Genomic DNA, 26450 nt, shown 5'->3' with positions numbered 1-26450 from the left:
GATTCCAATATCTATCTCCAAAGAGAAGGAGAAGCGTATGAGCACTTACGATACGGTATTATCCATGGCACGGCAAGGCGAAAAGGTTGAACTCAGAACGATGCCGGCCACCGAGGCTGGAGTGCTCAAGACGCTGCTCATCCATCCGCTGGTGCAGCCGCATATTTTGCTACGTCAGGGTGCGAGCTCACCACATGCTTATCTGGATAAGCTGGTAGCCCGGATGCTTCATGCTTTCGATCCCTGCGCACTCCATGCCGGAATTTATGTTTTGGGACAACAGGAACTGATCGGAACAGTCTCCTTGCAGAATTGGAACCGCTATGAGAACAAGGCTGTGCTGGGATATCTGCTGAACCCGCTATGGTGGGGGCGGGGACTGGCTACGGAAGCTGTCGGACTGCTGCTGGATTACAGCTTTCAGGAGCTGGGTCTTCTCAGGGCCGAGGGACGCTGCCGCGGTGACAATCTCAGGTCTGAACGGGTCATGATCAAAAACGGGCTCACCCTGGAGCGGATCCTCCCCATGCCGGGCAGCCCGGCCGATGTAATGAAAGTATTCACATTGTTACACAAATGAAATAATGCCGTTATGAAACTCTAACAGTGTCCGGTTAAACTAAGTACATGACCCCCTTTTAAAAATATAACTGCTGTTGGGACCCGATGCTTCGGGTCCATTTTTTTGTGCCGATCCATTATTGCATCCGGCTTGAGCTTGTAGTGCTGTCTGGCTGGGACTGGCGGCTTAGCAGGCAGTTAGGATATGATGGTTGTATTACAAGACAGCGGTCAGGAGGTTATCATTCGTTGAACGAAGTGATCCGTACATTAATGAATCACCGCTCCTTCCGGCAATACCGCCGTGAACCCGTGGAGCCGGAGAAGCTGAAGACTATTATTGAAGCGGCCCAAGCCGCGCCGTCCTGGGTGAATGGACAGCAGGTATCGGTTATCGCCGTACGCAGCGAAGAACGCCGGCAGCGGCTTTCGGTGTTGAGTGGAAATCAGAAGCATGTGGCGGAAGCGCCGTTATTTCTGGTATTCTGCATGGATTTTTACCGGGCCAAAGTGGCATGTGAACTGGAGGGGCAGCCTTTTGAGGCCGCGAAGGATGTCGATGCGCTGCTCGTCGGCGCGACAGATGTCGGGATTGCCTTATCCAATGCCATCGCTGCTGCGGAGTCGCTGGGGCTGGGCATCATCCCGATTGGCGGAGTGCGCCGCCATACGGCGGAGGTCATCGAGCTTCTGGAGCTGCCGGAGTATGTATTCCCGGTTGTGGGGTTATGCGTCGGATACCCTGCCGTGGAGCTGCCGAAGAAGCCAAGGCTTCCCTTGGAGGCTGTCCTGAATGAGGAGCAGTATAATCCGGAGGTGAAGGGCCTGATTGAAGCTTACAATCTGGCGCATCGGGCTTCCCTGAAGGAGCAAGGCCTGACGGAGCGGGACTGGAGCAGCACCATCGCCCATTTTTATACACTCAATCCGCAGTACGGAGACGCTCAGCATACACTGAAGCGGCAGGGTTTTACCTGCGATAATCTGAAAAAATAACCAAAATGCACCCCAGTGACTCACGGTGACGGAACCAATTGTCCGTAACCGTGAAGGCTGGGGTGCATTTTTCTCCTTGCGGATGATAGGTCGCCTTGCTGTGCTACTCTATCGGCACGGAGATTTGCTGGGCCTGCTTGAAGTAGACCCAGCGGATAAATCCGATTTCCTTCAGGCGTGCCGCTACAGCGTCCCGCTGGTCGGCGACCCGGGAAGGGAGATGGGCATCAGAGCCGAAGGTGACCACCACCCCATAATGCAGCGCCCGCTCCAGGATGTCATCCGAAGGATACCAGCCTCCGCAGAGCTTGGTGCCTCCGGAAGTGTTGATTTCGATTGCAATGCCGCACTCTCCGATAACGCGCAGACATTCGTCGATTTCGGCTGTGGCCGGGATATCCGAGAACTGCGGATAATTGCCCTTCATGGCATCAATGTGGCCGAGGATCTGGAACATGCCGCTGCGTGCGGAAGCGGTAATCAGCCGGTAATACTCGGCTTTGCCGGCGATCTTCCCCTGGAGGTTAAGATTTTTCCAGCGGCTTTTATTGAAGATGCTCACACCGCCCACATTATGTACCGAGCCGATGATGTAATCAAACGGATAGGCCGATAATGTCCGGCGGTACAGCTCTGCATATTCGGGGAAGTAGTCTGATTCGATCCCCAGCAGCACATCGATGGTGCCCTCGTATTCTTTTTGCAGGGCCAGTACTTCCTCCACATAGTTGGCAAGCTCGGATTTGGCCATGGCAATACGGGGAAAAGCCTGCTCGGACTCACTTCCGAAGTATGGCGTATGGTCGGAAATACCGATGACTGAAAGACCGGCAGCAATGCCGGCTTCAATATAGTCCCTGATCGTTCCGTCAGCATGGCCGCAGCGGAAATGATGGGTATGCAGGTCGAATTTCATGGATAGAACATCTCCTTAGCCCAAAATAGCGGAACTTGTATTATCCCCTGAAAGTATCCGGAATAAGCTTCAGCGGATAATTGTCACTGTGTGAGATTGTTTATTCTGAACCGATGAAGTGGGTTTCCGGCATGCCTTTGAGGTCGCTTAGAAACTGCCGCATGGCAGAGTTGACGTATTTGCCTGATTTCGTAATGACACCTACAGGATGTGTGACCTCAAGCTCGATAATCGGGACGATCTTAAGGGTGCCGCTGCGCACCTCGGCGGTCACCGACTGCTTGGAAATCACCGCCGCACCGAGATCCAGTTCCACCATCCGCTTCACTTCCTCGCTGCTGGTCAGCTCCATGATTACCTGCGGCTGGATGCCATGCTTCGCGAACACCTCATCAGCGAATCTCCGGCCGACCGTGTCCGGCGAGAGCAGGATAAGCGGGGTATTGCGCAGCGCTTCAATTCCGGCAGATTTGACCTGTGCAAGGGGATGGCGGGGAGAAACCACCAATTCGAAGGTGTCATAATAGAGCACTGATGTAGTCATTCCCGGACTGCGTCCGATTAAGTAACCGATGCCGACATCGACCAGGCCATTCTCCACATGCTGATAAATTTGGGACGAAGACATGGAAGAAATCGAAGTTTTGATATGCGGGAACTGGTCCTGAAAATAAGAAAGGATTCGCGGCAGAATCTGAATGGCGATTGAGGTAGTCGTCCCGAGAATAATATGCCCCTGCGGATTTTCATCCAAATCCGCAAGGCGCTGCTTAAGCTCTTCGACAAGACCTACAATCTGTTCAGCATGCGTCAGGAATACCTGTCCCCTGTCCGTCAGTGTCACCGGCTGGTTGCGGTCAACAAGCTGTGTTTTGAACTCCTCCTCGAGGCTTTTGATCTGGGCCGAAACCGCCGGCTGGGTCAGGTTGAGCAGTTCGCCCGCCTTGCGGAAGCTCATCGTTTTGGAGATGGTAATCAGCGTTTCAAGCTGACTGATATTCATGGACTTACCCCCTTTTGGCCTGCTGCTGGATGCCGCCGATTGGTGTTTAGGATTATTTAAAAAAAACATGCTCGTCACAGACTCAGGAGTCTACCTCCGACTAGGGAATTAAGTTGTGTCCCCGGTGACTGCTGAGTGTTCGGGATAAGCTGGGAAGTAATGCTCCACGATGTGGGGCCTGGAAACTAATAAGGACATTCGGGTGGTTCGGGGTTCCTGCAAATTCACTGAATAACACCCGCGCCAGGGCCGGTTTTTGCTAGGGATGATGCATCGGTGTCTACATCTATCTTACGCCGGATGTTGGCATTTGATTAAATTATAGGAGATAAGATCCGGCAGGGCAATGTTACCCCTGCAACTATCTTCAGAATTCCTTCGGAAAGACCATTAATTTTTGATGAATAATGCCGATATATGAAGTATAATAAATCATTATTGCTTGGGACTTTTGGTGCAAGACTAAAGCCTGGTAGAGGGGGGACAGCACTTTCATGAAAGCAGAAGTAATTAATCCGTTTTTAGAATCTGCAAGAATTGTAATTGAACAGGTGATACAGGTCTCGCCATCCACCGGTAATTTGGGGATTAAGGATATCGAACTGATTGATAGTCATATATGGATACAAGTGGGGATGACTGGTCAACTGAGCGGGGATATTATCTTCGGGATTGCTGAACAGGTAGCGCTAAAGATCGTATCGGCCATGATGGGTGGCTATGTGATTACGGAGATGGATGAGATGGGCCAGAGCGCAATTTCGGAGCTGGGCAACATGATCAGCGGCAACGCCAGCACCATTTTGTCCAATCAGGGGGTATCGGTGGACATTACTCCGCCCAAGCTGGTGAAGACAGAGGGGATGGCGGTCCTGCCGCGCAAAGCGCTGAGCATTCCGCTTTTAATGGAAGGTATCGGAGAGCTCGATATTCAGGTAATGATCTCTTAGGCGGACATCGGGAGCTGAGAATGAATTCATGGCACTACAAGGCAAAGTTGTTGTAATTACTGGAGCCTCAAGCGGGATTGGCGCGCTGACAGCACAAATGCTCGGCAAGCGTGGGGCTATCCCTATTCTGCTGGCCCGTTCAGAGGACAAGCTGAAAGAAACCGCGGCCGGTATTCCGGGCGTTTTTGGACTGTATGCCTGCGATGTTACCGATGAAGACCAGGTCCAGAGAACCTTTGCGGACATTTTTAGTGTATACGGCAGAATTGATATTCTACTGAATAACGCCGGATATGGAAAGTTTGCCGCTTTTACCGACATGGAGCCCCAAGAGTTCGATGACATGATGGACGTGAACTACATGGGCACGGTCCGGTGTACAAAGGCCGTAGTCCCGCATATGCTGGAACGGGGAAGCGGGCAGATTGTTAATGTGGCTTCTATGGCCGGCAAAATCGGCACGGCCCGTTCCGTTGCTTATACCGCAACCAAACATGCTGTGCTGGGCTTCACGAATGCGCTGCGCCAGGAGCTGCGCAAACAGGGGATCATTGTCTCGGCAGTCAATCCTGGACCGATTGCGACGGAATTTTTCCGTACGGCCGACCCCTCCGGCAGCTATGAAAAGAGTGTAGCCCGAATGATGATGACGCCTGAGCATGTATCCAAGAAAATTGTGAAGCTGATCGATAAGGGCAAAGAGGAGATGGATCTTCCGGGCTTCGCAGCGATTGGCATCCGCCTCTATGGCCTGTTCCCCCGGCTCGCGGATAAGCTCACCTATAACATGATGAACCGGAAATAGCCGGCAGATCAAGGACAAAGCATCATTATATCACTGCGTAACACGATCAAGCGGCCTTCCATTTGGTGGAGAGGCCTTTTTGGCATATAATGAACATATTATCTTAAGGGAAAAGGATGAACTACAATTATGAATAAAGCTTCTTTTGCGGCTATCGGCATTCAGGAAGACTTCGTTGCCCGATTGTCGGAATTCGGCATTCAAGATCCATCCCCTGTTCAGGAGGAGACGATTCCGCTGCTGCTGGCGGGAAGAGACGTGCTTGCCGCATCCCAGACAGGAACCGGCAAGACGCTGGCTTATCTGCTGCCGCTGCTCCAGGGGATCAATCCAGAGCAGAAAGTGGTGCAGAAGCTGGTGCTGGCCCCTACGCAAGAGCTGGCGATGCAGATTCTCCGCGAGGCGGAGCGTTATGGAGCCCACCGCGGCATCAAAGCGATGGGCCTGATCGGCGGCGCGGCGATCAAGCGGCAGATCGATAAGCTGCGCGAGCATCCGCAGCTTGTAGTGGGCACTCCCGGCCGCATCCGGGAGCTGATCGGGCTGCGCAAGCTGAAGATGCATGAAGTGACCACGATTGTCATCGATGAAGCGGACCAGATGTTCCAGCTCAGCGGTGCGGGCGAGGTGGCGAAGATCGTCAGCAGTGCGCTGCGCACGCGTCAATTGGTCATGCTGTCGGCAACCATCGGGCCGGAGACGAAGGCGCTTGCAGCACGCGAGATGAAGAATCCGGCAGAGGTCGGCATTGATCCGGGGATCATGACTGCCCAGAGCCTTGAGCATCACTACGTGGTGACCGAGGAACGGAATAAGATAGATATGCTGCGCCGGGTGATCCGTCATTACAATCCGGAGCGGGCCATTGTGTTCGTCAATGCTACCGACGATATCGCTGAGGTGACCGCCAAGCTGAACCATCTGGGGCTTACGGCAGCAGCGCTCTATGGCGATGCCGATAAGGTGACGCGCAGCAATGTGCTGGCCCGTTTCCGCGACGGCCGCTTCCGCGTGCTGGTGGCCAGTGATGTGGCAGCCCGGGGTCTCGATATCGAGAATCTGACGCTGGTCGTCAGCTTCGATCCGGCTTTCGACTCGGAGCATTATGTGCACCGGGCCGGACGTACAGGGCGCATGGGACGACGCGGGCTGTCGGTGACGATGGTCACGGAACAGCAGACGTTCATCATGCGCAAGTTCGCCAAGGAGCTGGACATCCGGCTGGAGGAGAGGGAAATGGTCGGCGGGAAGGCCCTGACCGCCGAAGAGGCCCGCAGCGGCGAATATCGCGGCGGGAGCGGTTCGGGCCGCCGTGACGGCAGCGGCGGGCGTGAAGGCTTGCCTGCGGCGCGCAGCGGTAAGCTGCAGGCGCGGACCCCGGCAGCGGGAGGCCCAGCCTCCCCGGCCGGGGCTTCTGCAGCGCAGCCGGGCACGGCTGCGGGCTTCGATGCGCGGCGCGACCAGCAGCGCCGCAGCCCGGTTCCCGCCGCAGGATCACGCGGCAGTGCTCCTGCAGGCAAAGCGCGCACCAGCAGTGCGGAACGCGAGAAGAACCGCAAGAACAAAGGAGCGCCAAAATGGTTGAAAGACAAAACCCCGAGAGGTGAAGGTCAATGAGTACTGCCCCCGTATTGCAAATTACGGGCTTAAGCGGAGGTTACAGCCTGAACAAGCCGGTACTTCACGATATCGGCCTTCAGGTACAGCCTGGAGAAATGGTCGGGCTGATCGGATTGAACGGAGCAGGCAAAAGCACGACCATGAAGCATATTCTGGGCCTGATGTCGCCGCATAAAGGCGAGATCACTGTCCAGGGCAAAACCCGGAGCAGCGACCCGGAAGCCTATCACGGAGCGCTGTCCTTTGTGCCGGAGTCCCCGCTGCTGTATGAGGAAATGACGGTACGCGAGCATGTGGAATTTACCGCCAGGGCTTACGGCGTGGAGCAGAGTGATTATGAATCCCGCAGCAGCCGGCTGGCCGCACTTTTTAATATGGATGATAAAATGGATACACTGTCCTCTCATTTATCCAAAGGGATGAAGCAGAAGGTCATGATTATGTGCGCCTTTGTGGCTCGTCCGGCGCTGTATGTGATCGACGAGCCATTTTTGGGGCTGGACCCTTTGGGCATCCGCTCTCTGCTTGATTTCATGCTGGAGCTGAAGAATACCGGAGCTTCTATTCTGTTAAGCTCCCATATTCTCTCCACCATTGAGAATTACTGTGACAGATTCATTGTCCTGCACCGCGGGAAGGTGATCGCGCAGGGTACGCTGGCCGAGATGACTGCGGCTGCCGGGCTGCAGGGATTGAATCTGGAGCAGCTGTTCTACGAACTGGTGCAAGGAGGGAAATGATATGGATTTGAAGGAGCTGCGCCGGCAGCGGCGCAGCCGGTTCATGGGAGGCCTCATTCCTTATGTTGGTTATATCATTCAGAGCGGTATAGCGATGGTTTTCCTGCTGGTGCTGATTATCTTCTCGGCCTGGTATACTTCGCTGCTCCGCGATGTCCCTGAGGGCATTCCCATCCGCTGGATCATGCTGGTTCTGCTGCTGCCTGCAGCCGCGCATAGCAGCTTCCGGACCTATCTGCAGAGCCCGGATACGATCTTTCTGCTTCCGCAGGGCCACCGGATGAAGGAATATTTCGCTCCCGCCTGGACGGCCGGGAATGTGTGGAAAATTCTGCGGCTGGCCTTCGTGCTGATTACACTCTGGCCTCTGTACATACGGACGGATAATTCTCATCAAATGCTGCTTGCCACGTTTGCTGTGCTGATTCTGGTGAAGATATTGGCAAGCTTCGGCCTGTGGCGGGAGCTTGCCATGCTGTCCCGTCCGGCTTCCGCGGGCTACAGTCTGCTCCGCTGGGCCGTTTCCGGCCTGATGATTGCCGCATGGCTCTGGCAGCCTCCGCTCCGGGCGCTGATCTTCATCGTTATTCTGGCAGCAGCCTATGTGGCGGCGCTGGCTGTTCCAGGCCGGCTCACCGTTCCCTGGGAACGGCTGATAGCCACCGAGCGCAATCAAGGTGCAAGAGCGCTGATGATCCTTGGCTGGTTCGTGGATGTGCCCGGACGGGAGCAGCGGGTCTATACCCGCCGCTACTTGTCCAAATGGGGCGCGGGCATCGCCTGGAAGCGCAGCACCGCCTACCGCTTCCTGCTGACCAAAAGCTTCGCCCGGGGCGACATCTTCGGCATCGTGATCCGGATCTTCCTTCTGGCGCTGCTGCTGGTCTGGTGGAACCGGGAGAGCTACACCGGCTCCGGCATCTATTTGTTCTTCGTGCTGGTCATGGGCGTACAGCTATCGGCGCTGCGCAAGCTGCATAGCGAATCGTTCTGGCTGACTGTCTATCCGCTGCCGGAGGGCAGCAAGGCAAGCAGTACGATTCAGTTCATCTTCCGGGCGCACTTGCTGCTGGCTGTGCTAACCGCTCTGCCTTTTCTGACCGGGATAGCCGAGCGGCCTCTGCCGGTCATCGGGACCTTTCTGGCCGGTGCGCTGCTGGCCTACCTCTTCAAAAGCAGGACTTCCCGCAAATCTGCGCAGGACGACGACGATATCTAAAAAAAGACGCCTTAAGTGGAGCACACACAGCTCCATCAAGGCGTCTTTTTTCAATAGTTGAAGCATATTTAAACCTATTTCCGGAATTGAAGAAATTCCTTTTTGGACCAAAGGCAAGAAACAGGGAATGCTGTAAAACGCGGGTGAGTGGGAGAGAGCCGGAGCTCCCTCCCGGGATGTTCATTCCCGGTTAGACAAAGAGTGAACGGCTGATGATAACCAGCAGGATAAAGAGAACCAGAATCGCGCCAGTGCTTGTAAACCCGGGGTATCCATATCCGCCTCTAACTTCTTCGCTCATGTTCATTCCCCTTTCGCATGTGAGTTATTGTACTTGAGTACACCGTATTCTATGTGCGGAGGGAACAACGTGTATAGGCCAATGCCATAACCGCCTGCAAAAAAAGTCAGCCCCTGCTGTGAGGGAGCTGACTTCTATGTCTAAGGCTTGTTCTTCAGGCTTTTTCCAGATCGCGGATTCCTGCATAGACCATATCGAACAGATCCTCTAGCTGATCTTCTTCAATACAGGAGAAGGCCACGCGCAGGTCGGTCTCACCCAGGGCAATGGTGCCCAGGCCGTAGTTATGAATCAGGTGCAGACGCAGGGCGTCAGCCGAAACGGTGTGCAGCTTCAGACACATGAAATACCCGGAGTTGAACGGATAATAGGTCCATACCTCATCGCCGTATTTGCCGCTGTCCAGCAGTGCCTTCACTTTGTTGGCACGGCCCTTCATAATCTGAAACTTCTCTTCCTTCTGTTCTGCAAATTCCGGCGATTTGAGCGCATCAAGCACGAAGGTCTGCGAGGGATGCGGTCCGCTGGAGATGGTAGCGCGGATAATCCCCATTGTCTTCTGCTCCAGGGCAGCCAGCACTTCCTTGCTGTCGGAAGCATAGGTGATGAAGCCGACGCGGAAGCCCCAAACGAACTCTTCTTTGGTCGCTCCGTCAATCTTCACGGCAAGCACGCGCGGGTGCAGGTTGGCCAGACGGCCAAACAGGGATTCTTTCAGTGAATCCTCGAAAAAGAGTCCGAAATAAGCATCGTCGCTGACCACCACAACATTGATGCCTTCTTCCGCTGCGCGCAGAATAGCGGCAACGATCGCTTCGCCTTCCTGGATGCCAGGGGTATAGCCCGTAGGGTTATTCGGGAAGTTAAGCAGCACGATGGCTTTGCCGCGGTCCTTCTGGGCCAGCAGGGCATCCAGCAGCCCTTCGCTGTTGAAGCTCATATCTTCCGTGAAGAGCGGATAGTTCACGGTATCGCTGAGACGGCGGACGCCGAAGGTCAGCTCGTAATTCTCCCAGTTTTTGTCCGGATAGATGACGGCATCACCCTGATCGGCGAACAGGTCGGCAACGATGCTTAGCCCATGGGTCAGGGCGTTGGTAGCGATAGGAGTGCCGAAGGACTTACCTTCAAGCGACGGCGTCTCACGAAGCATTTTCTCCCGCCACACGGTGCGCAGCTCCGGCTTGCCTGCCGGCGGAGCGTAGCCGTACAAATCCTTGGGGCTGTAAGCGGAGAGCTTATCCTGAATAACACCGAGGTGCATAGGTACACCATTTTCGGTGGCAATACCGATGGTTGCGTTGTATTTCTTGGCGTGAGCAGCCGCTTCGGCGGATTGGCTCAGAATGCCCTCTTTGGGATAATAAAGCGCTTTGCCCAGATTGGAGAGCATATCGTACACATGTTCATTGCCTGCCTTGATGCTGTCATTCAATTGTCCAGCCAATGGATTCATCAGTTTCATCCTTCCGGTATTCTTCTGGGATATACGTTAACATTGCCTAACATTATATCACCGGGATACTCCGCCGTCACTGGTGAAAGACGTTTTTTGCTGAACCTTTTAGAAAAATTGCGGCGGTTTCTCCCACACTTGAACCTCGGGTGTATCTCTCCGGTCCATGGGTCCCGCCGGCTGGCAAATCCCTTGCTCTGTTGGCGGATGCCATCAAGCACGCTGAGCTTCCGCTGGCGCCAGAGCGGATAAATTCTGAAACGGTCCTGCAGATTCATCATAATAGCGGTAAAGGTACTCCATTGTTCATCCCGCCGCTCTCTAGTAGTATAGGTATATTTTAGCACCTTTATGAGTTGAATTGGAGAACTTGAAAGCTTGGGGAATACCATACAGCTCATCTGGAACTAAAACTAATAAGGCTTATTAGGAACTAAAGCTATTAAGTGGAAAAAGTAAAACTAATGAGCTGAAATCCGGAATACAGGAGGGTTTAGTTGGAATTTGTACACCTAATTCGTGCGTATTCATCCCAAATGGCCATTTTCAGCCGAATTAGTGGTACTTTTTCCAACATAGGCTGCTCTATAAGCGGAATGGGCTGAATTAGTGGTACTTTTTCCAACATAGGCTGCTCTATAAGCAGAATGGGCTGGATTAGTGGTACTTTTTCCAACATAGGCTGCTCTATAAGCGGAATGGGCTGGATTAGTGGTACTTTTTCCAACATAGGCTGCTCTATAAGCGGAATGGGCTGAATTAGTGGTACTTTTTCCAACATAGGCTGCTCTATAAGCGGAATGGGCTGGATTAGTGGTACTTTTTCCAACATAGGCTGCTCTATATAAGCGGAATGGGCTGGATTAGTGGTACTTTTTCCAACATAGGCTGCTCCATAGCGGAATGGGCTGGATTTAGTGGTGTTTTTATCAGTATATTAGCTGAACGTGCGATTTATCGGGTTTGGGAATGAGCGTGGCTATAGAGAATGTTTGGATTTCCGGCCGCTGCCCATCTGGAGAGTATTGCTCCTCCACACCCGCTCCTCCAGATGTGTTTTCCCCGTATTCTTAATTTTTCAAGTTTAATCTAAATTGGAGTGGTAGGGGCAGTATTTTTCCATCATGGCAATGGTTTCGGCGTCACGTGCTCCGTTTCGGTCCTTCAGTCCCTGTGCAATTGCGGTCCGTTCTTCTTCCTTCAGATTCTGGCCGAATTTGAACTTGGCTGTAATCTCTTCGGGAACGATTCGCACTACTGCGACACCCTTCAACCGTGAACGGTATCTGGGGTCTTCGGCATCTATCGGGGCATAACCGCCTTCCGGCTGAAGTTTTTGCATGAAAAGGGTAAATACGGCAGCTTTTTCAGCAGCGTCTTCTACAAGCTCAGCTTGTCCATAAGCGGTTACGCTTTTGAAATAGGCGGTGGCGGGGCAGGCAAGCTCGGGATCGCTGAAATAGGAGGGAATGAGCGCATATTCGTCGGCAACGGTGAAGCATACCTGCTGATTCCGGCGGATGCTTTTCATTTTGCCTCCGGCATGGCTGCCGTGGAAATAGAAGTTTCCCTCCATATATACAAAATTCAGCGGCGTCACACGCGGCAGCCCCTGCTCATCGCTGGTACCGAGAAAACCAAAGCTCATTCCGCCCAGAAACTCGATCAGCTCCTCTTCCTGCTCTACCTTGAATTCTTTTCTGCGCATAACGGCACTTCCTTTTCTCATGAGTTGCGGAGTCCTATGCTCCGGGTCAAACGGTTTCCTAAGAATAGAGGAAGAATTGACAATAAAAAAGGACCGGTTTACATTAATTTTTATAGTCCACTTTAAATGTGAAGAGGTAGGGACATGAATTTTACATTGCCATATGACCGGTACTTGGCGGTGCACCGCTATAAATATCTGGCGTTGTACCATGCGCTGCGCGCAGCGATCCTTGACGGGACGCTGCCGGGCGGTACAAGATTGCCGTCGACACGGAAGCTGGCGGAGCTGTACACGATGTCGCGGGGTTCGGCATCCCAGGTTTACGATATGCTGCTCGCTGACGGCTACATCCGGACAGAGACCGGCCGGGGCACCTATGTTGCGGATGGCAGTTTTTATCCGGCAGAGGGGGAGCGGAAGGAGGCAGGCCAAGAGGCTGAAGGCGAAGGTAAAGCGGTTATGACAAAAGAGTCCGCTTCTGCAGAGACGGCTGCTGATGCAGCCTTTACTGAAGCGGGGATGACGGAGCCGGCGGATAGTGCTGACTGTGCAGAGGCGGGGATGGCCGGGGCTCCGGCGGATAGAGCCGGTGATCCACAGGCTGTGGGGACCCTGCCGGTCCAAGAATCTGCCGATTCTGATGAAGCCGGTTATTATGCGGTTCAGGCTGGAATCATAGGTAGTGTTAACATACCTGTTTCTTGTGACGCTTCCAACGCTTCGGATGCGGCATCCCCTGTTTCTTTACCGGGAGCGTCTCACTCCGGGATACGGCTCTCCAGCTGGGGAGACCGGCTTATGAACCGGCATATCTCCGTATATGAACCAGCGGATGGGGCATTCGTCAGCTTTCGGAGCCGGGGAATGCGGATGGAGCACTTTCCTTACGCCGAGTGGCGGAGTGCGCTGAAATACGCCGGAGGCAAAAGCGGCGGGCTGCTGGAGGGGCATTGCCCGCCCCAAGGGGAAGAAAGCCTGCGGCGGGCCATTGCTGCCCACCTCCGGGTGACCCGGGGCATCCGGGCGGAAGCGGAGCACATCGTGCTGTTCAGCGGCTCCATGCAGGGCATTGTCCTTCTGGCGCAGCTGCTGCTGGAGCCCGGAAGCCCTGCTGTTGTCGAGGACCCCGGATTTCACGGCATCCGCAGAGCGGTGGAGATTTCCGGGGGAGAGCTGCTGCTGGGCAAGGTAGACGAAAGCGGGCTGGTCCCGCAGGATTGGGCGGCCCGGCTGCTGTTTGTTACGCCAAGCCGCCAGTTTCCCACTGGCGCGGTGCTGCCGCTGGACCGGCGGCGCCGTCTGTTGGAATGGGCACGCCGGCAGGAAGCGCTGATCGTAGAGGATGATTACGACAGCGAGTTCCGCTGGGGCGGGCGGCCCATAGAGCCGCTGAAGGCACTTGACCGCGAGGAGCGGGTCGTCTACATCGGCTCCTTCTCGAACAGCATGTTCTCCGGCTTAAGGCTGGGCTATGCAGTGCTGCCGCCCTTGCTGATCAAGCCGGTAACCGCCGCCAAGGCGCTGTATGAGCCGCTGCCTGGAGGACAATTGGAGCAGCGCGCGCTGGCGCGTTTCATGCATACCGGCGGCTACAGCCGCCATCTGCGGCGGATGACGCGCATCTATGGCGAGCGTGGCCGCATCTTCCGCTCCCTGCTGTCGGAGCGGCTCGGTCTGCTGTTTGAGCCGCTGCCCGGCGATGCAGGCCTGCATATCTACGCGCACTGGCGGCGCAGCAGGGAGGAATTCGCCGCCTTCCGGGCGGCGGCGCTTAAGCGCGGCACGGATTTCCGGGACGCAGCGCTGTACCGGGTCGTGCCGGGCAGGCCGGCAGCCTGCTTTTCTTTCGCCCATTTAGATAGCGGGCAGTTGGAAATTGGGGTCAATCGTCTCCTGCTGGCTTGGGAGGATGTGCAAAATAGGACATGACAAGGTATTATGAGAAGTATGGAACGTAGAATTTCCGCAAAACTTTTAGGGGGGAACATTATGCTGCATGCATCGCCGTCCTCTTTTGTGATTCTGCCGGCCCTGGCGAAGATTGTCTGCGAACCGGGCTGGAAATGGCAAAAAAGAGAGAAGCCGCTGCAAAATTATGATTTGTTCTATGTCTGGAGCGGGGAAGGCACGGTTGTGCGCAGAGGGGTGCCTTATCAGGTGGGCCAAGGGAGCTGCTTCCTGTTCCGTCCCGGAGATCATACGAGTGCGACCCATAATCCGCAAAAGCCGCTTGTGCTTACATATATTCATTTCGATGTGGCTGAGGATGTGACAGACATTCCCGAGCCTTACCGCGTGCTGTCGGAAACGGTGGAGTTCGAGCATCTGCTGGCCCGGTATGTCCGCCTGTTCCTGGTGAAGACCTTCGCGGCACAGGAGGAAGGCCAGCTCATTCTGAAACAGCTGATGATTCATCTGCTGCGTGAGGATCAGATGATGCCGGTGGAACGCCATGTAAGCAACCAGCTGGCGGAGGTCATCCATGAGGTAGCCAACTATGTCAGCCAGCATCCCGGAGCGATGCACCGGGTGGAGGATCTGGCGGCACGTGCGGGGCTGTCGCCGCGTTATTTTTCAATCAAATTCAAGGAGATTACCGGATCTTCCGTTCAGTCCTATGTGATCCGCACCCGGATTGAGCGGGCACAGCATCTGCTGCTGTACGCCGGAATGAACGTGACCGAGGTGGCGGATGCGCTGGGCTACCGCGATATTTTCTTTTTCAGCCGCCAATTTAAGCAGCACACCGGGAAAAGTCCGTCCGAGATCCGCTGATTCTCCGGTTGTTTCCGTTTTTTCCAGCCGGGGTAATTACGCTGCAACCTGTTTTCCTGCGATGTGAACTGCCGCTTGGAAGGGGGAAATGAACAACAATAATAAGACGGCGGACCTGCAATACCGCTGTAAAGGCGGAGGAGCGGGATTTTCCGCAACCGTAGGAGACGCTTGATGCACAGCGGCGTGTGACTACGGATCATTGGTCCTGAGCGGATTCAGGAGGCTGGACCACGGGACTGATCAAATGGATATAAGAAGAGACCGGGGCTTGCAGGGCTTCCGGTTTTTTGATATATCTGCGGCACCTGATCGGTTTAGCACTTCCCTACAAATTGGATAGCAACTTATTTATAATGAAAGTAGGCGTTCTCTAAACACGAGGAGGATTATCCAGTGAAATATAGCCGATTGGGCGGAAGTGGATTGAAGGTCAGTTTGGGCCACCGGCTTAATCAGCTCCAGTATACGGCTGCGCGGCATATGCGCTGAAGGACGGGAGAGGGGGCGGGCTTTTATGTCAAATATCGAATCAGATGCGGTAGAGGCGGGTCCTGGGGCGGCAAAGACAGGTGCAGGCTCGGATGAAATGACAAGTACAGGCTCAGGGGCAATGCGATCAGATGCAGGTAAGGATGCGCTCCGGATCAAACGCATCTACGCCCCGCCGGAGGCGGCGGACGGTATAAGGGTGCTGGTTGACCGCCTGTGGCCGCGCGGTGTGTCCAAGGAAGCGGCACAGCTCGACGGCTGGATGCGGAAGGCCGCACCGTCACCCGAATTGCGGAAGTGGTTCGCCCATAAGCCCGACAGATTTGCGGAGTTTGCGGTGCTTTATGAGGAAGAGCTGCAATCGGAGCCGGCGGCGGGCGAAATGGAGCGGCTGTGTGCCTGGGCCAGCGAAAGCACGGTGACACTGCTGTATGCAGCTAAGGATGAGCAGCATAATCATGCGCGGGTGCTGCGGGATGCGGTGCTGCGGCGGCTGTCAGCACACGGATCGTAGCGGTAGCGGCAACATGTTGCAGAAGCGGGTAAAAGCGGGGGGCTGGAGGATAATATTTTGATCCGGTAACGGAACCGGAGGGCCGCCGAAGCAAGGCCTTGAAGAACCCAGTCAACAAGCCTATGATGGGTGTAGGATATAATAGAGATCATGAAACTATGGGCAGGAGGAGAGAGAGTATGTACGAAATCGTATTGATACGCCATGGAGAGAGCGAGTACAACCGCCAAAATCTGTTCACAGGCTGGAGTGACCCCGATCTGACAGAGAAGGGGGTAGAGGAAGCCAAAGCGGCAGGCAAGCTGCTGAGGGAGGCTGGCTATACTTTTGATCTGGCTTTTGCTTCAGTGCTGAAGCGTTCAATCAAGACATTAAATTATGTGCTGGATGAGATGGACCTGCTGTGGATTCCCGTACAGAAATCCTGGAAGCTGAACGAGCGTCATTACGGAGCGCTGCAGGGACTGAGCAAGAGTGAGACTGCGGTAAAATACGGCGAAGAGCAGCTGCATATCTGGCGGCGCAGCCTGTCCGTCCGGCCTCCGATGCTGGAGCCGGATGATCCGCGTTATGCCAGGAACGATATCCGCTACAAGGAGGTCCGTCCCGGCGATATTCCGCGCGGCGAGAGCCTGGAGGATACCGTACACCGTGTCGGCGATTTCTGGGGCAAACGCATCGTGCCGCTGATCCGCAAGAAGGAGCGGGTGCTGATCTCGGCGCATGGCAACACGCTGCGGGCGCTGATCAAATTCATGGAGGACATCGACGAGAAGGCGCTGCTGGATCTGAATGTGCCGACCGGCGTCCCTCTGGTCTATAAGCTGGATGATGATGTGAAGCCGATCAGCCGCTTCTATCTCGGGGAACCGGCAGAGGTGCAGGAGAAGGCGCGCGAGGTGGCGAATCAGAGCAAGGTGACAGAATAGCCAGCCAGCTCCTATTGTGCGTAGCCCATACAGCAAAAACATCAGCTTTGCAGATTTGCTCTGCAGGGCTTTTTGGCGTTTGTGTGACCGCATTTAATAAAAAACTGAAAATTCGACATTATATAGCATAATAATACAAAAATAGCGGTTGAGGAATTTCTTTTAAGAGGTTATTCTTGCAAAGTAAAATTTCAGGGGGGGGAGAATCTATATTGGAGTATTATGATGAAGGAGGAAGAGAAAATTGGAAGTTAAGGTTCAACAGGAGCAACAGGAGTCCAAAGTATATATTCCGCATGGCCCATCGGGCCTCGGGGGCTGGCTGGTGCTTGTGCAGATCGGATTGATCGCAACTCTCTTTTTGGTAGCGTTACAGCTTCTGAACTACAACCTCCCGAGCTTCAACCCGGAGTACTGGGATATACTTACATCCAAAGAAGGCGAGCTATACCATCCGCTGTGGGCACCGCTGATTATATTTGAGGCCGCTTCGAATGTGCTGTTGCTGCTGCTCTGTGTCTTTACCTTGGTGTTGTTCTATCAGAAAAAGGCTCTATTGCCCCGAATGATCATTCTGTTATATTGCATTAATCTGCTGATAAGCGTTATTGATTATACTTTGTCACTGAACATACCGCTTATAAATGAGATGGGTGGAGTAAACGGCATCCGTGATCTTCTGAGGTCACTCTTTACCTGCATCATTTGGGTGGCTTATTTCCGGAAATCGGAGCGGGTAGCCAACACATTCGTGCAGTAAACGCAAACCATACATATTAAGGAAAAATATTCTTGGTAAAAACCAAATCCCCGCCAAAGGCATCAGAAACGTGCCTTTGTGCGGGGATTCCATTTTTGAGGAAATCTTTGTCTATTTCATCTTCAAGGCAGGCTTCTTACCCAGTATTTTAAATAGGCCGCTGCAGCGTGCCCAGCAGCTCGCCCATCTTCACTTTGGTGCCGCTGGTCAGCCCCGGCCGGGCGGTGAAGCTGCCGTTCTCCAGGAGCAGTACTACGGTGGAACCAAATTCGAAGTAAGCAAGATCGTCACCGATCTGCCAGGCCTCAGCCTCTTCATCCGCGTAATGGATGCTGCTGACATTCATTGCGCCGACTTTTACCACAGCGGCTTCACCGCTAGGTCCGGCGATATAAGTAATGAGCCGTTCATTACGGCTCAGCACACCTTTCATGTGTCGCATGCCGAACTCGTTGACCGGATAGGCCCGTCCGCGGATATGCTCACTCTCGACCTTGCGCCCGGTAAGCGGGGAGTGAATCCGGTGGTAATCCGTTGGGCTTAAGTACAGCACGAAGAAAAAGCCTTTTTTGTACAGCTCCAGGTGCGGCGAGTGGTTCAAAAGGTCTTCCAGTTCATAGTCCTGTCCCTTTACATTCATTATCGTTCCGGAATGAATCTCGCCCATGGCGGTAATCAGCGCATCCACCGGACTGGCTACCGCATTCTCGTGGGCAGCGACGGGGCGCATGCCGGGTTTCAGGCGGCGGCTGAAAAATTCATTGAGTGTAAGGTATTCCCCGGAATGCTTCTCCGCCTCAGAAGCGGGAATATGATAAATCCGAATAAATGCCGGGATTAAAAAACGGCTGAGTCTGCTATGGGAAAAAGCCCCCATTAACCGGGAAAGCCATCTGTGCGAGGACAGCTCGGTCATCAGCCGCAGCAATTGTTTTACCATGATTATCTCCCTTCCATCATGCAGCAGCACGGTCCCGTGTCCAGGACCGCCCGCTCTGCATTATATTGACATAGAATAAGAGACAAATCAATAACTGTTATGCTGTGCAGGATGGTCAAGCAGGTATCTTGCATATGCCATAGGTTTCCGGTAGCTTTCCTTCCAGGTGCCGGCCAGTCCGGCCTTACGGAAGCCGTAGCGCTGATCGCGTCCGTTGCACTCGATGAAATAGATGCGGCCTTTTCCGGTGATGCCCATATCCAAACCGATGTCTGCCAGGCCGGGGAGGTTTTTCTCCAGTTCACGTGCAATACTGAGGCTGTGCGCGAGAACGGACATGCGGATACCCGCCGCAGCTGGACCGGAGAATGCCTGCTCCAATACAAAGATGGAGTCAAGCGCTTCCCCGCCGCGGGCAATGTTGGAGACGAACCCGCCCGGTGCTGCCCGTTTGGCGAACAGTCCGGTGACCTGCCATTCTCCGCCCCAGCCCCGCTGTACGGTGACGCGAAGATCAAACGGCCGGCCCCCAAGCTCGGCCAGCGGGATACGTTCCTGGACCAGGTAAGGAGCAGATGCCAGACGCGCCCGCAGGGCCCTGGGCAGGGCATCCTGGTGTACGGCTGTACTGGCCCAGCTGTTGGAGCCGCCAGGCAGATAACTCCAGGTCCAGTGCCCGGGACTGTTCCGCGAGAGGCGCATAACGCCCTGCCCGATACTCCCCCGGCAAGGCTTCAGGATAAGATCGGAATAGCTGTCCATCATTTCCTTCAGCCCGGCGAGACCGGCTGAGGTGGCTGGCAGAAGACCGCGCAGCCCTTCATTCTGCTCAAGCAACCCATGAATCTGATCTTTGCCATAGCGGTTGCATGTATTATATACCTGAACGCCGCTGCGAAGGATTCTTTCAACTCCTTGGCTCCCCGGGTCGTAGATGGCCCGGTTGTGAATGGCGTCGGGTGTCGGTATTACGGCACTCCTGTAGCCATTGGGCCCTTTAACATAGGCAATGCTGTAGCCGGATCCCGTATCGATGTCGGACAGCTTCAGGAAGCAGGGGGTTAATCCGTATGCCGCGGCGGCTTCCTCATAGCTCTCCAGTGATTCCTGTCCCGTTTTTAGCCGGGGAACGCCCCGGTGCATAGCGGCATTTAACAGTATTCCCACGAGCTTTTGCCCCATGTTCGTTCCTCCTGTTATCTTCTATTGTTCCGGCTGCTCCTCTTCCTGTGTCATTGTATGTGTGTACTTGCCCTTTAGGGTTGGACGAATGCGCGGTGGCAGATGCCCTTTTTTTGAAAAAAACCGATATTCCGCTTCCTCCGGAAGCAGAAGCAGAATTGTCAGGCTTGGCGCGCAAAAGGGTGTCATCCGCCCAGTGCGCTGCATATGATGCCTAGGAGAAACAATAGATGGAAGGAGGAGACTGCTTGTGAAGGGCTCCAGAAGAAATCAGCACCGCAGTTCCAAAAAACCGCTCTATATTGTGGATAATCCGAATATGAAGGAACTCAGTATGCTGGGAAGCAGTCCCAAGGTACAGGAGGTGGCCGACACCTCCGGCAGCGAAACGCCGGATGCCGGGAGTACAACTCTGAAGGTAAGCGGGGTGGAAATGCTTGAAGCGGCGGAATTTGTAGAATCTGTCGTACCCGATCAGCAAGAGCCTCAGGAACAGGAGGAGGAAGCAGCCGTTATAGAAGCTGAGCCGTTGCCGCGAGCCCCTGAGATAGTACCGCCAGTGGTGGAGAAGGAACGCCTCCAGCCTGTATATACGGACGATTTGTCCGACGCTGCCGTTACCGGAAGCAAAATTGCGCCCCGGACCATTGACGGGTCCAAGCTGAAATTCGGCATCATCGGCACGCCCTGGCTGCAGGACTACGCTGTGCAAAGCATTAATATCGCGGACAAGGCAGTAACATCCTCCAAACTGGCCCCGGAATCCGTAACGGGCGAGCATTTGGCAGAAGGAAGTATCAGCGGCGGCAAGCTGCTGGACCATTCCATTAGCGGTGAAAAGCTGAAGAACGGCAGCATCGGTCCGGAGAAGCTGGCTGACCGGATCATTGGTGGAGGCCAAATTGCCGACCAGGCCATTACCAGCCGCCACCTCAGCGACTGCATCATCACAGCGGAGCTGCTGGAGGATGGTGCGGTGACAGGCGAGAAGATTCTGAGCAGCAGCATCGTCAGCCGGCATCTGGCGAATGGAAGTATTGACCGTTCCAAGCTGGCTGACGAAGCGGTATCGGGCGATAAAATTGCCGACGGTGAAATCAGCGGCGCCAAGCTGGGGGAAGCCGTGATCGAGAGCCGGCATATCAGCAGCGGCGCAGTTACGGCAGCGCATCTGGCTCCTGGTGCGATTGGACCGGAACAGCTGGCAGGCCGGCTGATTGGCAAAGAGCAGCTTCAGCTTGGTGTTATCGAAAGCGGGCATCTTGCCGACGGTGCGGTAGGTTCACGCCAGATTGGCAAAGAGGTGATACGGGGGCAGCACTTAAGCCCGGAGAGTGTGAACGGCGGCCATATTGCTGACGGTGAAATTGCCAGCCGCCATTTGGCGGACCGCAGCATTTCTTTTGTAAAGCTTGCGGAAGGCGCGGTAGGGACAGCCCAGCTTGTGGAGCAGGCGGTCACCTCCTCCAAAATTGCCGATCAAAGCATTCTCTCGCATAAGCTCGCTGATGAAGCCGTTACGACACGGCATATCGCCAAATCTGCTGTGAGGGGGCCGCAGATTGCCATGCAGGCCGTTACCTCCGTCCACCTGCAGCGCGAGTCTGTTGAACATTCCCATTTGGCAGCGAAATCGGTCGGTTCTATCCAATTGCAGGAGGAGGCAGTGCTTACAACCCATCTGGCCAGCGGAGCTGTTACGGGTGAACAGTTGGCAAGCGCCTCAGTGGCAGGAGAGCATCTTCGTCCGCAAAGTATTACCCCGGATAAATTGGCGGATGGCAGCATTAGTGCCGCAAAGCTGGCTCCCGGTGCGGTTAGTGCCAATGCTATTGCGCGGGAAGCGGTTAGCGGTGAGCATATTGCCTTTTGTACGGTTGAGGAGAAGAATCTGGCGGATGCCAGCGTCAGCGGGCGTGTATTGCAGCGCGCAGTGGTGGATGCCGAGCATTTGGCACCGGGTGCTGTGGAACGCAGGCATCTTGGAGACAACAGTGTTACCTCTTCTGCGCTGCAGCCCGGTTCGGTAGTGGGTGAAAAGCTGGCTACAGGTGCTGTGAAGGAGATTCATCTGTCCGCCGCCATTGTGCAGCCGCATCATCTGTCTGATTATGCAGTTACTTCATTAAAGCTGTCGCCGGAAAGTGTGTCCACCGATAAGCTGGGCGACTTGTCGGTTACGACGGCAAAGCTGGCGGATGGAAGTGTGGAAGCCGCCAAACTGGCAGCATCGTCAGTTCAAGCTGAACATTTGGCAGCGGGTTCGGTCGGGCCTGGTTCGATCATCGATGCTGCTGTGCAGGGCAGGCATCTTGCGCCGGGAAGTGTTGGCGGGGCACATATTCGGCCCATGTCCATCGGCAATGGACATATTAACCCAAGTTCGGTCTCTTCCATTCAGATTCAGGATGGCAGCATCAGCGGAGCCAAGCTGATTGAAGGAGCTGTCTCCTCGCGCCACCTTGCACCGGGAAGTGTAGACAACAGCCACTTGGCTGAAGCTTCGGTGGATGGGCGGCATATCGGGCAGGGAAGTATTACCCTGTCCCATCTGGCCGAAGAAGTCCGCAGCGGCCAAATTCTGCCGGACGGCAGTATTGGCGCAGAGAAGCTGGCTCCAGGTGCTGTGGAATCCTCGCATCTGACTTCCGGCAGTGTAGAGGCCGGGCATCTGGCGCAGGAAGCGGTGGAGGGACGGCATATCCGTGCCGGCCAGATTACTTTGGCACATCTGGCGGAAGAGACGCGCAGTGCAGACATCCTGCCGGATGGAAGCATTGGAAGCACAAAGCTGGCCGAGGGCTCGGTTGGGCCGTTCCAGTTGGCCACCGGCAGCGTGTATGCAGACCATTTGACAACGGATGCGGTAGACAGCCGCCATATCCGCTCCGGCAGCATCCGGTTTGATCATCTGGCCAAGGATACGCTGACCTCGGATTTGCTGCCGGATGGCAGTATCGGCGGCGGGAAACTGGCGGCAGGCGCGGTGAGCTCGCTCCATCTGCAGCAAGAAAGCGTTTATGGTGAACACCTTGTAGACGGAATACTGCAGGAACGGCATTTACGTCCCGGTATGATCAAGCTTGAGCATCTGGCAGATGAAGCCCGCAGCGCAGCGCTGCTTCCGGATGGCAGCGTTGGAGGCAGCAAGCTGGCGGCTGGTGCGGTAGGTTCTTTTCAGCTGGCTTCGGGCAGCGTATATGGAGGACATTTGGCAGCGGATGCGGTGGACAGCCGCCATATCCGTACCGGCAGCATCCAGTTGAGCCATCTGGCTGCCGGGACGAAAAGCGCGGAGCTGCTGCCGGACGGCAGCATCGAAGGAAGCAAGCTGGCCGAAGGTGCTGTGGGCCCGCAGCATTTGCAAGCGCAAAGTATCCAGGGCAGACATCTTACGGATGGAACGCTGGAGGAACGTCATTTGAGCCCTGGTATGATCAAGCTTGCACATCTGGCGGAGGAGGTCCACAGCCCGGAGCTGCTGCCGGACGGCAGCATTGGCGGAAGCAAGCTGGCTGAAGGTGCTGTGGGTCCGCAGCATCTGCAAGCGCAAAGCATCCACGGCGGACATCTCGCGGATGAAACGCTGGAGGAGCGTCATCTCAGCTCCGGTATCATCAAGCTTGAGCATCTGGCAGAGGAGGTCCACAGCGCGGAGCTGCTGCCGGACGGCAGCATTGGCGGAAGCAAGCTGGCTGAAGGAGCTGTGGGTTCACAGCATCTGCAAGCGCGAAGTATCCGTGGCGGCCATCTTGCGGATGGAACGCTTAAGGAGCGTCATTTCAGCTCCGGTATCATCAAGCTTGCACATCTGGCGGAGGAGGTCCACAGTGCCGAGCTGCTGCCGGATGGCAGCATAGGAGCAAGCAAGCTGGCGGCTGGTGTGGTGGGTTCGCATCACCTGCAGCCGCAGATCATTTACGGCAGGCATCTCGCAGATAAAACGCTGGAAGATCGCCATTTGGGCCCCGGCATGATCCGGCTTACGCATCTGGCGGAGGAAGTCCGCAGCGCGGAGCTGCTGCCGGACGGCAGTATCGGCGGAAGCAAGCTGGCGGCAGGGGCAGTGGGCTCAGAGCATCTGCAGCCGCAGAGCATCCAGGGCGGGCATCTGGCAGACGGAACGCTGGAGGAACGGCATTTGGGCCCGGGCATGATCCGGCTTACGCATCTGGCGGAGGAAGTCCGCAGCGCGGAGCTGCTGCCGGACGGCAGCATCGGCGGAAGCAAGCTGGCGGCAGGGGCAGTGGGTTCAGAGCATCTGCAGCCGCAGAGCATCCAGGGCGGGCATCTGGCAGACGGAACGCTGGAGGAACGCCATTTGGGCCCCGGCATGATCCGTCTTACGCATCTGGCGGAGGAAGTCCGCAGCGCGGAGCTGCTGCCGGACGGCAGTATCGGCGGAAGCAAGCTGGCGGCAGGGGCAGTGGGCTCAGAGCATCTGCAGCCGCAGAGCATCCAGGGCGGGCATCTGGCAGACGGAACGCTGGAGGAACGGCATTTGGGCCCGGGCATGATCCGGCTTACGCATCTGGCGGAGGAAGTCCGCAGCGCGGAGCTGCTGCCGGACGGCAGCATCGGCGGAAGCAAGCTGGCGGCAGGGGCAGTGGGCTCCCAGCATCTGGTTCCCAGCAGTATACATGGCGGCCACTTGGCTCCTGAAGCAGTGAACAGCTGCCATATCCGCCCTGGCAGTATTCATCTAGAGCATCTGTCCGAGAACACGCTGACTCCGGAGCTGCTGCCGGACGGCAGCATTGGCGGAAGCAAGCTGGCAGCAGGGGCAGTGGGTTCAGAGCATCTGCAGCCGCAGAGCATCCAGGGCGGGCATCTGGCAGATGGAACGCTGGAGGAACGGCATTTGGGCCCGGGCATGATCCGGCTTACGCATCTGGCGGAGGAAGTCCGCAGCGCGGAGCTGCTGCCGGACGGCAGCATTGGCGGAAGCAAGCTGGCAGCAGGGGCAGTGGGTTCAGAGCATCTGCAGCCGCAGAGCATCCAGGGCGGGCATCTGGCAGATGGAACGCTGGAGGAACGGCATTTGGGCCCGGGCATGATCCGGCTTACGCATCTGGCGGAGGAAGTCCGCAGCGCGGAGCTGCTGCCGGACGGCAGTATCGGCAGCAGCAAGCTGGCGGCAGGGGCAGTGGGCTCAGAGCATCTGGCCTCTGGCAGTGTATACGGCGGCCACCTGGCTCCTGAAGCAGTGGACAGCTGTCATATCCGCCCCGGCAGCATTCATCTGGAGCATCTGTCCGGGGACACACTGACTACGGAGCTGCTGCCGGATGGCGGTATTGGCGGCAGCAAGCTGGCGGCAGGTGCGGTGGGCCCGCAGCATCTGGCTCCCGGCAGTATATATGGCGGACATCTGACTCCGGAAGCGGTGGACGGCCGCCATATCCGCTCTGGCAGTATCCGGCTTGAACATCTGTCCGAGGATACGCTGACTCCAGAACTGCTGCCGGACGGCAGTATCGGCGGAAGCAAGCTGGCGGCAGAGGCAGTAGGGTCCTATCAACTGGCCCCGGGCAGTGTATACGGAGGCCATTTGGCTCCGGGGGCGGTGGAAGGACGTCATATCCGCTCTGGCAGCATCCAATTTGCGCATCTGGCTGAGAGTGCGCTGACCTCCGGGCTGCTGCCGGATGGCAGCATCAGCGATGCCAAGCTGGCAGCAGGCGCAGTAGGCTCGCAGCACCTGCAGATGCAGAGCGTCCACGGCGGGCATCTCGCGGATGGAACACTGGAGGAGCGTCATTTGAGCCCCGGTATCGTTAAGCTTGAGCATCTGGCAGAGGGGACCCGCTGTGCAGACCTGCTGCCGGATGGCAGCGTTGGCGGTGAGAAGCTGGCGGTAAGCTCGGTGGGCCCGCAGCACCTGCAGCCGCAGAGCATCCAGGGCGGTCACCTCGCGGATGAAGCGCTGGAAGAGCGTCATTTGAGTCCCGGTATGATTAAGCTTGAGCATCTGGCTGAGGAAACCCGCTGTGCAGACCTGCTGCCGGATGGCAGCATTACCGGGGAGAAGCTAGCGTTCGGCAGTGTAGGAACCAGGCAGCTGGCTGAAAGTGCAGTTGGGAACATAGAGCTTCAGGATGAAGCGGTGGACGCCTCCAAAATCACTTCATTTGCCATTCAATCCCGTCACCTGGAAGAAGACAGCGTACAGAGCTATCATATTGCTCCTGGTGCAATAATCGGTGATCATCTGTCGCCCGGATCGGTAAATGCGGAGCACCTGTCGTTCAGTCCGGTACAGAGTTCAGGCAACCGGCAGGTTCTGCAGCAGTTCGGCATGACAGCGTTCATGTTCAACGGAGACGCGGAGAGTGTAGAGGTTACAGTGGCTTTTGATGAAAGCTTCGGCCATACCGGCTATGTGCTTGTCGCCATGACCAATCAGCCGTTCTTCCATGCCTCGCTGAAGAACAGGGCGGGTGGAGAAGCGGTCATTGAAGTGGTGAGGCTGCGCGAGACCTCGCATTTCTATGGAGTGTTATCATGGATTGCCCTCGGCTCCCCTTTGGTGAAGCCAGCCAAGGATCATCGGGCGTTTGATTGAGAGCGGAGGCAGGAA

General features: G+C 55.8%; 21 protein-coding genes. 13 read left to right on the top strand and 8 right to left on the bottom strand.

Annotation, left to right across the window (positions count from 1 at the left end; all coding sequences use genetic code 11):
- The first annotated feature begins 37 nt into the window (after positions 1 to 37).
- Together PGRAT_RS31890 and PGRAT_RS25605 are read left to right on the top strand one after the other, a co-directional pair.
- Positions 38 to 580, top strand: a complete 543-nt coding sequence (locus PGRAT_RS31890; protein WP_025705381.1) for a GNAT family N-acetyltransferase — start codon at positions 38 to 40, stop codon at positions 578 to 580.
- 239 nt (positions 581 to 819) lie between these two features.
- The gene (locus tag PGRAT_RS25605) at positions 820 to 1557 is read left to right on the top strand and encodes an NADPH-dependent oxidoreductase (protein ID WP_238326790.1); all 738 of its coding nucleotides are present in this window, start codon (positions 820 to 822) and stop codon (positions 1555 to 1557) included.
- A gap of 103 nt (positions 1558 to 1660) precedes the next feature.
- On the opposite strand, the gene PGRAT_RS25600 is transcribed toward PGRAT_RS25605, so the two are convergent.
- Together PGRAT_RS25600 and PGRAT_RS25595 are read right to left on the bottom strand one after the other, a co-directional pair.
- The gene (locus tag PGRAT_RS25600; protein WP_025705379.1) at positions 1661 to 2473 is read right to left on the bottom strand and encodes a histidinol-phosphatase; all 813 of its coding nucleotides are present in this window, start codon (positions 2471 to 2473) and stop codon (positions 1661 to 1663) included.
- A gap of 100 nt (positions 2474 to 2573) precedes the next feature.
- The gene (locus PGRAT_RS25595) at positions 2574 to 3476 is read right to left on the bottom strand and encodes a LysR family transcriptional regulator (protein ID WP_020430409.1); all 903 of its coding nucleotides are present in this window, start codon (positions 3474 to 3476) and stop codon (positions 2574 to 2576) included.
- Between the two features lie 494 nt (positions 3477 to 3970).
- Between PGRAT_RS25595 and PGRAT_RS25590 the strand changes: the two genes are divergently transcribed.
- From PGRAT_RS25590 to PGRAT_RS25570, 5 genes are all read left to right on the top strand, one after another.
- The gene (locus PGRAT_RS25590) at positions 3971 to 4426 is read left to right on the top strand and encodes a chemotaxis protein CheX (RefSeq protein ID WP_020430411.1); all 456 of its coding nucleotides are present in this window, start codon (positions 3971 to 3973) and stop codon (positions 4424 to 4426) included.
- A gap of 28 nt (positions 4427 to 4454) precedes the next feature.
- Positions 4455 to 5231 carry an SDR family NAD(P)-dependent oxidoreductase gene (locus tag PGRAT_RS25585; protein ID WP_025705378.1) on the top strand — a complete coding sequence of 259 codons (777 nt, stop codon included), beginning with the start codon at positions 4455 to 4457 and terminating at the stop codon, positions 5229 to 5231.
- 129 nt (positions 5232 to 5360) lie between these two features.
- Entirely contained in the window at positions 5361 to 6848 is a 1488-nt protein-coding gene (locus tag PGRAT_RS25580; RefSeq protein ID WP_042267413.1) for a DEAD/DEAH box helicase, read from the top strand.
- Positions 6845 to 7591 (top strand): ABC transporter ATP-binding protein, encoded by a 747-nt coding sequence (locus PGRAT_RS25575; protein ID WP_042267412.1) that lies wholly within the window; start codon positions 6845 to 6847, stop codon positions 7589 to 7591. Before PGRAT_RS25580 ends, PGRAT_RS25575 begins: the two co-directional genes overlap by 4 nt.
- Position 7592: 1 nt before the next feature.
- Positions 7593 to 8810: an ABC transporter permease gene (locus PGRAT_RS25570; protein WP_025704593.1), complete on the top strand. Its 1218-nt coding sequence runs from the start codon at positions 7593 to 7595 to the stop codon at positions 8808 to 8810.
- Between the two features lie 190 nt (positions 8811 to 9000).
- On the opposite strand, the gene PGRAT_RS34115 is transcribed toward PGRAT_RS25570, so the two are convergent.
- The 4 genes from PGRAT_RS34115 to PGRAT_RS25550 all read right to left on the bottom strand — a co-directional run bounded on the left by PGRAT_RS34115 (position 9001) and on the right by PGRAT_RS25550 (position 12275).
- Positions 9001 to 9111 (bottom strand): hypothetical protein, encoded by a 111-nt coding sequence (locus tag PGRAT_RS34115; RefSeq protein ID WP_020429695.1) that lies wholly within the window; start codon positions 9109 to 9111, stop codon positions 9001 to 9003.
- Between the two features lie 154 nt (positions 9112 to 9265).
- Positions 9266 to 10567, bottom strand: a complete 1302-nt coding sequence (locus PGRAT_RS25565; protein ID WP_025704592.1) for an aminotransferase class I/II-fold pyridoxal phosphate-dependent enzyme — start codon at positions 10565 to 10567, stop codon at positions 9266 to 9268.
- Positions 10568 to 11060: 493 nt separating this feature from the next.
- Positions 11061 to 11399, bottom strand: coding sequence for a hypothetical protein (locus tag PGRAT_RS25555; protein ID WP_042267410.1), 339 nt, complete (start codon positions 11397 to 11399; stop codon positions 11061 to 11063).
- A 252-nt stretch (positions 11400 to 11651) separates the two neighbouring features.
- Positions 11652 to 12275, bottom strand: coding sequence for a pyridoxamine 5'-phosphate oxidase family protein (locus PGRAT_RS25550; RefSeq protein ID WP_025704589.1), 624 nt, complete (start codon positions 12273 to 12275; stop codon positions 11652 to 11654).
- A 144-nt stretch (positions 12276 to 12419) separates the two neighbouring features.
- On the opposite strand from PGRAT_RS25550, the gene PGRAT_RS32700 reads away from it, so the two are divergent.
- The 5 genes from PGRAT_RS32700 (at position 12420) to PGRAT_RS25525 (ending at position 17748) form a co-directional block, all read left to right on the top strand.
- Complete coding sequence (locus PGRAT_RS32700; RefSeq protein ID WP_042267407.1) at positions 12420 to 14207, top strand: aminotransferase-like domain-containing protein; 1788 nt, start codon at positions 12420 to 12422, stop codon at positions 14205 to 14207.
- A 60-nt stretch (positions 14208 to 14267) separates the two neighbouring features.
- Positions 14268 to 15053 carry a helix-turn-helix domain-containing protein gene (locus PGRAT_RS25540; RefSeq protein WP_025707888.1) on the top strand — a complete coding sequence of 262 codons (786 nt, stop codon included), beginning with the start codon at positions 14268 to 14270 and terminating at the stop codon, positions 15051 to 15053.
- Positions 15054 to 15666: 613 nt separating this feature from the next.
- The gene (locus PGRAT_RS25535) at positions 15667 to 16059 is read left to right on the top strand and encodes a DUF488 domain-containing protein (RefSeq protein WP_025707887.1); all 393 of its coding nucleotides are present in this window, start codon (positions 15667 to 15669) and stop codon (positions 16057 to 16059) included.
- Positions 16060 to 16238: 179 nt separating this feature from the next.
- The gene (gene gpmA, locus PGRAT_RS25530) at positions 16239 to 16988 is read left to right on the top strand and encodes a 2,3-diphosphoglycerate-dependent phosphoglycerate mutase (protein ID WP_025707886.1); all 750 of its coding nucleotides are present in this window, start codon (positions 16239 to 16241) and stop codon (positions 16986 to 16988) included.
- A gap of 244 nt (positions 16989 to 17232) precedes the next feature.
- Complete coding sequence (locus tag PGRAT_RS25525; protein WP_025707885.1) at positions 17233 to 17748, top strand: DUF2569 domain-containing protein; 516 nt, start codon at positions 17233 to 17235, stop codon at positions 17746 to 17748.
- 148 nt (positions 17749 to 17896) lie between these two features.
- Here PGRAT_RS25525 and asd read toward each other — a convergent pair whose 3' ends face one another.
- Both asd and PGRAT_RS25515 read right to left on the bottom strand, forming a co-directional pair.
- Positions 17897 to 18688 carry an archaetidylserine decarboxylase gene (gene asd, locus PGRAT_RS25520; protein ID WP_025707884.1) on the bottom strand — a complete coding sequence of 264 codons (792 nt, stop codon included), beginning with the start codon at positions 18686 to 18688 and terminating at the stop codon, positions 17897 to 17899.
- 87 nt (positions 18689 to 18775) lie between these two features.
- A complete protein-coding gene (locus PGRAT_RS25515; protein ID WP_042267404.1) occupies positions 18776 to 19870 on the bottom strand; it encodes a YheC/YheD family endospore coat-associated protein in 1095 nt (364 codons plus the stop codon).
- A 250-nt stretch (positions 19871 to 20120) separates the two neighbouring features.
- Here PGRAT_RS25515 and PGRAT_RS31880 point away from each other — a divergent pair, with 250 nt between their 5' ends.
- Positions 20121 to 26435 carry a WIAG-tail domain gene (locus PGRAT_RS31880; RefSeq protein WP_052415733.1) on the top strand — a complete coding sequence of 2105 codons (6315 nt, stop codon included), beginning with the start codon at positions 20121 to 20123 and terminating at the stop codon, positions 26433 to 26435.
- The last annotated feature ends 15 nt before the right edge of the window (positions 26436 to 26450 follow it).

The organism is Paenibacillus graminis (genome assembly GCF_000758705.1).
GTDB lineage: Bacteria > Bacillota > Bacilli > Paenibacillales > Paenibacillaceae > Paenibacillus_AQ > Paenibacillus_AQ graminis.
The sequence above is the reverse complement of the archived record's forward strand: the minus strand, read 5'-3'. Positions and strand labels throughout refer to the sequence as shown.